Source organism: Streptomyces sp. NPDC059373, from assembly GCF_042751495.1.
Lineage (GTDB): Bacteria > Actinomycetota > Actinomycetes > Streptomycetales > Streptomycetaceae > Actinacidiphila.
Genome location: NZ_JBHYXC010000092.1, coordinates 1 through 5,934, shown reverse-complemented (window position 1 = coordinate 5,934; position 5,934 = coordinate 1). Strand labels below are relative to the sequence as shown.

Sequence of the window (5,934 nt, the reverse complement as noted above, 5' to 3'; positions counted from 1 at the left end):
GTATAAGAGACAGCGCCGCGGGCCTTCAGCTCGGATACCGTTACGGCCGCAGCAGGCAGAGGGCGTCGACCGCGACGAAGCCCTGCGCGCCGTAGACCAGCGGATTGATGTCGAGTGAGGCGATCCAGTCTGCGCCCTCGGCGGCGAGCCGGCCGGCACCGACGAGGATGCCCGTCAGCGCCTCCAGGTCCCAGGGCTCGCGACCGCGGAAGCCATGCATCAGGCCGAGGCCCTTGAACTCGTCGATCAGGTCCCGCGCCTCGGCCTCGGACAGCGGCGCCATCCGGCCGCCGACCCGGCGGACCACCTCCACGAGCACACCGCCGATGCCGAACACCACCAGCGGGCCCAGCTCGCTGGCACCCTGGATGCCGACGATCGTCTCACCGCGGACGTCCGCCATGGGCTGAACAGCCACCAGCGGGGGCAGACCATCGCGGGCAGCGATGCCCCGCATCTCCTCCACCGCCTCGGCGAGGGTGTCGTCGGTGACCTTCAGCCGGACCGCGCCGTGCTCGGTGCGGTGGCCCACGTCGGCGAGTTTGACCACGTAGGGTCCCGCGAAGTCCGGTACGGCGGCGGTGGCGCCGGCCTCGACCAGCACGTAAGGGGCGGTCGGTATGCCGTGGGCGGCCAGCAGGTCCATGGTGGCGGCGAAGGGCAGCATCGGGCCCTCGGCGACCGGGATCGGGACCGCGGCGGGACGTGCGGCCGGCGTCACCGGAGCCGTGGCGGCGACGGTACGGGCCCGGTGCCGTGCGAAGCTCCCCAGGGTGGCGAGGCCGCGCAGCGACGAACGCAGACCGTGGCCGAGGGCGACGGTGCCAGTGCCCCTGACCTGCTCGTCCACGAAGGCCCCCAGCGGTCCCGAGCAGTTGGCCACCACGAAGGGCTTGCGCACTTCGCGGGCGGCTTTGACGAACTCCGCCACGAGTTCGCGGGTGCGGGGAGAGTCGTCCTCGTCCGCCAGCGGATGGATGTACATCAGCGCGTCCAGCTCGTCCGACTTGGCATAACTGTCGACGATCTCCGGCCAGAAGGAGCCGCCGAGGCCCGTCGTGTCCAGCGGATTGGGGACGGTGACGCCCGGCAGGTTCTGCTGCACCCACGGCTTCATGGAGTCCAGGGCCGGGATCTCCAGGCCCTCCTCGGCGGCGATGTCGAAGGACAGCGAGGCGAAGCCGCCCGTCATCGTGATGATGCCGAGCTTCTCGACCCCAGTCCAGCGTGCCGGATCGAGCTGGGTGAACATCGACAGCCGGTCGACCAGTTCCTCCGGGTCGTGTGCCACCGCGATGCCGGCCTGCGCGAAGGCGACGTCGTAGACCCAGGCGTCGCCGGTCAGCGCGTTGGTGTGGGAGGCCGCCATCGCCTGCGAGCGGGAGTTGCGGGCCAGTTTCAGTGCCGCCACCGGCTTGCCTGCCGCGTGGGCCCGGCGGACCGCCGCGAAGAACGCCTGGGGGCGTCTGACCTGCTCGATGACCAAGCCGATCGCGGCTGTCTCGGGGTCGTCGACGAAGTGGTTCACGTAGTCGGCGAGATCGGTGACCGCCTCGTTTCCCCCCGAGATCAGCAGGTTGAGCCCGGTGCCCGGCCGGTCCCACGCGGCCATGGCGACCCCGCTGAGCATCGCGCCGCTCTGCGAGACGACCGAGATGCCGCCTGGCCGACGCTTGTGCCGGCTGGCGATGGTCAGGCTCACGTTGTGCGGGACGTTGATGAAGCCGAGTCCGTTGGGGCCGACGATCGCCATGCCGGAGCGCTCGGCCGCCGCGACGAGTCGTTGCTGGAGGGCGGCACCGTCGGCTCCGGTCTCCGCGAAGCCGCCGGCGATCAGCACCAGACCCCCGCAGTCGAGGTCCGCGCACTCCTCCGCGAGCTGTGTGGTGCGCTCTGCGGACATCACGGACAGGACGGCGTCGAGCGGACGGCCGATGTCCTGGATCCGCGAGTAGGTCTTCCTTCCCAGCACGGTGTCGTGCTGGGGGTGGACGAAGAAGACCTCCGCGTCGCCGTCGAGGGTGGGGGCGATGTAGTCGATGAACGCGGATGTCTCGCTCAGTCCGACCACCGCGATCGTACGGGGCTTCAACAGGCGGCGCAGTGCCTCGCCCTGGTCGCGGACCGGCGGCGCGTCCGATGCTCCGTCCCGTGCGGTGGACCCGTCTGCGGCGATGCTCATGGAAAGACCTCACTCATGTCGTGACAATAACGCCGACAACCCATCACTATTCGATAGCATTAAATCTGTAGTAGAGTCTATCCACACCATTCGGGGCGGTCAACGGACTCCCGGGTCCTACCCTTTGATGAATGTCGAATCCATGGGAGCGGGCATGGCAGACAGCACCATCTCCGAGCCGATGCGGGACGCGATCGGGCGCACCTTCCGGCACGCCACCAGCTTTCCGGTGGCTGCCTCCGACATCCGCAAGTGGGCCATCGCCGTGTACTACCCGGCCCCGCCGCCAGCGGTCTTCTGGGACGAGCAGGCGGCCGCCGCCAGCGTCCACGGCGGCATCGTCGCGCCGGAGGACTTCAATCCGTTCGCCTGGATGACGACGGCCGGTCCGGACGACCGGTCCGCCGGGGAGCCCAACGACCCCGACAACACTGAGCATCTGCTCGGCATCGCGGGACCGGGCCTGAAGTTCCAGTTGAACGGCGGTCTCGACGTCGAGTACGGGGTGCCGATCCGTCCCGGTGACGTCATCTCCACCCAGTCCCGAGTGGTGGAATACCGCGAACGCCGGGGCCGCCTGGGGCTGATGCTCTTCACCGTCATCGAGGACGTGTGGACCAACCAGAACGACGAGACCGTCCGCCGCGGGCGTACGACGCTGATCCGCTACTGAGACCGACCGGCAGCAGAGGAGAGTCATGAGCGACCACGTCATCGCCGTCGGGGAGCCGATCCCGTCACTGATCCGGACCACCGGACTCGCCAACTGGAACCGGTACGCGGCCGTCAACGACGAGTTCGTCCCCATCCACATGGACGACGATGCCGGCCGGGCGGCCGGCTACTCCACCGCCTTCGGCATGGGAAACCTCCAATGGGCGTACCTGCACAACGTGCTGCGGGAGTGGCTGCCCGACGCGCGGATCGTCCGCCTGTCCTGCCAGTTCCGCGCCGCCAACACCAAGGGGATGAACGTCACGGCGACCGGCGCGGTGACGGCGGTGCGCGACGTCGATGGCGGCCGGGAGGTCGACGTCGACGTCTGGACCGAGGACGAGGAAGGCAACCGTCTCGCGCCCGGCAAGGCCACGCTCCTGCTCGGCTGACCGCGCGAAGGCCGGCGGGACGGCTTGGGCCCGGTACTGCTGAAGGGGAGTACCGGGCCCAAGCCGTCCCGTGCCGACGGACCGTCAGTGTCGGTCGCGCGGCCCGCCCGGCACGTCCCACGTCGTCCACCGGAAGGGCACGCCGTGCGTGGTGGCAGGATCGGTGAGCAGGGTGTCGTCGTCCCTGGACACCGTCTTGACGCCCTTGGACTTCAGGTACTCCTCTGTGGCGTCGAGGTCGCGCACCCGGAAGGCCGCCGCGTGGTGGATCTCCTTGTTGGCGGCCAGGTCGTCGGCCGCGAGGGTGCCGTCGGTGTTCGGCGTGGACAGTTGCACCACGGTGTCGCCCATCAGCACATAGGTGTCGTCGGTGCCGGTCAGCCGCGAGGACCCCTTGTGCAGCACCGTGCCGCCGAGCACCTCCCCGTAGACCTTCTCCGCGCGCTCGCGGTCCTTGGTGAGCACGGTGGTGTAGGCCAGGCCCGGCGTGGCGATCGGATGGTTGTCGATCCACCAGTTGGGGTCCCAGTCGGGCTGCAGGCGCGGGTCGTTCTTCTCGCCGAAGTCGCCCGGCCGCATGAACTCCAACTGCGTGATGGTGTCCTTGGGATGCGTCATGATGGCCGAGCCCGGATCGGGGCGGGTGTCGGTGAGCTTGCCGCCCTCGACGTAGACCCGCACTCCGGCGTCGGTGCAACGCTGCCAGATCTCGCCGGCGTCGTCGGTGTACCACGCGATCGAGTGCCAGTGGTTGCCGAACCGCTTGTAGAACCGTCCGATGGGCATGGCGTCCCATCCGTCGACCCGGAAGGCGGGCGCCAGCGGCTCGATCACGGTGTCCCCGAGGAGCACCAGCGACGCGTCGCGGATCTCGCCCTCCATGTAATTGTGGTCCAGGAAGCCCCGCCGCACGCTGAACACGTCGTCGTACCAGGTCTCCAGCGAGGGAAGGTCTCCCGTCATGTGAATGATGTGGAAGAGGCGTCCGATGGACATGTGGTCCTGCCTTTCTAGGAGCCTTGGGAACCGGAACGGGAGAGGAATGCCTTGCTGCCGGGATAGGTCGCCCGCGGCAGCCCGAGTTCGTGCTGGGCGATGATGGTGCGGAAGACCTCGACCGTCCCGCCGTAGGTGGCAGTGCCCTGCGCGTAGCGGTGGGCGAAATCGACCTGGCCGTCGCCGACCGCGCCGCGGGACCCGCGGGAGAGCAGTCCCACGGGACCGAGCAGGTCCAGGAGTTCGGCGGCGCCGGACACGACGGTCTCGGCGCACTTGACCCGGCCGAAGGGCCCTGGTGTGGCGAGCGCGGCCTCCAGTTCGACGGCGACCGCGCCGAGCCGGTGCCGCACGGACGGATCGTCCGCCGGCCGGGAGCCGTCCGGGCCGGGCGTGTCGGCCCAGCGCGCGGCCTCGTCCAGCGCACGGTGCAGCTCGCGGACGAACTGGACCCCGATCGAGGGGTCGTCAAGGCCCGCCTCCTCGCCGCCTCCGATGCTGTGCTCCTCGTCCAGCGGCCCGTGCAGCACCGTCCAGCCGTCGTTGACCGCGCCGAGCCGGTAGTCGTCGGAGATGCGGACGTTGTCGTAGTAGACGATGTTCGTGCGTTCCCCGCTGAACGCCCATATGCCCTGGATCTCCACGCCCCTGGCGTCCAGCGGCATGAGGAACATCGTCAGGCCTTTGTGCTTGGGCAACTCGGGGTCGGTACGTGTGATGAGGAAGGTGTACTGGCAGTTGTGCGCGCCCGTAGTGAAGATCTTCGAGCCGTTGACGGTCCACTCGTCGCCGTCGCGGACCGCACGGGTCTTGGCTCCGGCGATGTCGGAACCGCCGTCGGGCTCGGTGTAGCCGAGGCAGAAGCGCACCCGGCCGGAGGCCACTGCGGCCACCACGTCGTCGCGGATCGCGTCGGACGCATACCGTTCGACCGCGGAGAGCACCAGCCGGGTGGTGCCGAGCGTCACCCACGGCACATGCGCCTTCTGCAGCTCCAGCTCCAGGACGCGGGCGCCCAGCGCATCGAGTCCCGCGCCGCCTCGTTCGACCGGCCGGGTCGGCAGGATCCAGCCGCGCCGGCCCATCGCGAGGTGGACCTTCTCGTTGAAGCCGTCGCCGGTCCGGTGCTCGTGCTCGTACACCTCGTCGGTGAACTGTTCCCGGACGAAGTCCCTGGCCTCCTGCTGCAGAGCGCGATGCCGGTCGTCCAACTCGATGGTGCCGAAATCCATGGTCCGTCCCCTCTGTGTCTGGTGCCTTCGTGTCGGGTGCCTTCGTGTCGGGCGGGTGCTCTCACCGTGCGCCGACGGCCGCCAGTCGCAGTTCGCCCACGGTGCGCACGTCCTCCCGCGGGTCGCCGCCGCCCAGTGCCCAGCCCTTGGCGCGCAGGAAGTACAGGCTGGCGTCGGCCTCGACGGTGAAGCCGAGGCCGCCCTGGGCGTGCTGCGCGGTGGTCGCGCCGTGTGTGGCGACCTTGGCGGCATAGGCCAGGGCGGCGGCCTGGAGGCCGACCTCCGACTCAGGCTCGCGGTCGAGGAACCACGCGGCCCGGCGCCACAGATTGCGGCCCCCGGCGATGCCGATCGCCACGTCGGCGAGGGGGAAGGAGACGCCTTGCAGGGTGGCGATGACCACGCCCATGGTCTGCCG

The 5,934-nt window shown here is 69.6% G+C and carries 6 protein-coding genes; 2 read left to right on the top strand and 4 right to left on the bottom strand.

Annotated elements, in window-relative coordinates:
• Positions 1–40: 40 nt before the first annotated feature.
• Positions 41–2,182, bottom strand: coding sequence for an acetate--CoA ligase family protein (locus ACFXJ5_RS41100; protein ID WP_384643655.1), 2,142 nt, complete (start codon positions 2,180–2,182; stop codon positions 41–43).
• Between the two features lie 154 nt (positions 2,183–2,336).
• Here ACFXJ5_RS41100 and ACFXJ5_RS41095 point away from each other — a divergent pair, with 154 nt between their 5' ends.
• Both ACFXJ5_RS41095 and ACFXJ5_RS41090 read left to right on the top strand, forming a co-directional pair.
• Complete coding sequence (locus ACFXJ5_RS41095) at positions 2,337–2,855, top strand: FAS1-like dehydratase domain-containing protein (protein ID WP_384643652.1); 519 nt, start codon at positions 2,337–2,339, stop codon at positions 2,853–2,855.
• A 25-nt stretch (positions 2,856–2,880) separates the two neighbouring features.
• On the top strand, positions 2,881–3,288 hold the full coding sequence (locus ACFXJ5_RS41090; protein ID WP_384643649.1) for a MaoC/PaaZ C-terminal domain-containing protein: 408 nt from the start codon (positions 2,881–2,883) through the stop codon (positions 3,286–3,288).
• Positions 3,289–3,372: 84 nt separating this feature from the next.
• Here the strand turns inward: ACFXJ5_RS41090 and ACFXJ5_RS41085 are convergent, their stop codons facing one another.
• The 3 genes from ACFXJ5_RS41085 to ACFXJ5_RS41075 all read right to left on the bottom strand — a co-directional run.
• Complete coding sequence (locus ACFXJ5_RS41085) at positions 3,373–4,284, bottom strand: VOC family protein (protein WP_384643647.1); 912 nt, start codon at positions 4,282–4,284, stop codon at positions 3,373–3,375.
• 14 nt (positions 4,285–4,298) lie between these two features.
• Positions 4,299–5,516, bottom strand: a complete 1,218-nt coding sequence (locus ACFXJ5_RS41080) for an acyl-CoA dehydrogenase family protein (protein WP_384643644.1) — start codon at positions 5,514–5,516, stop codon at positions 4,299–4,301.
• Positions 5,517–5,577: 61 nt separating this feature from the next.
• A partial coding sequence (locus tag ACFXJ5_RS41075) for an acyl-CoA dehydrogenase family protein (protein WP_384643641.1) occupies positions 5,578–5,934 on the bottom strand: 357 nt, incomplete at its 5' end.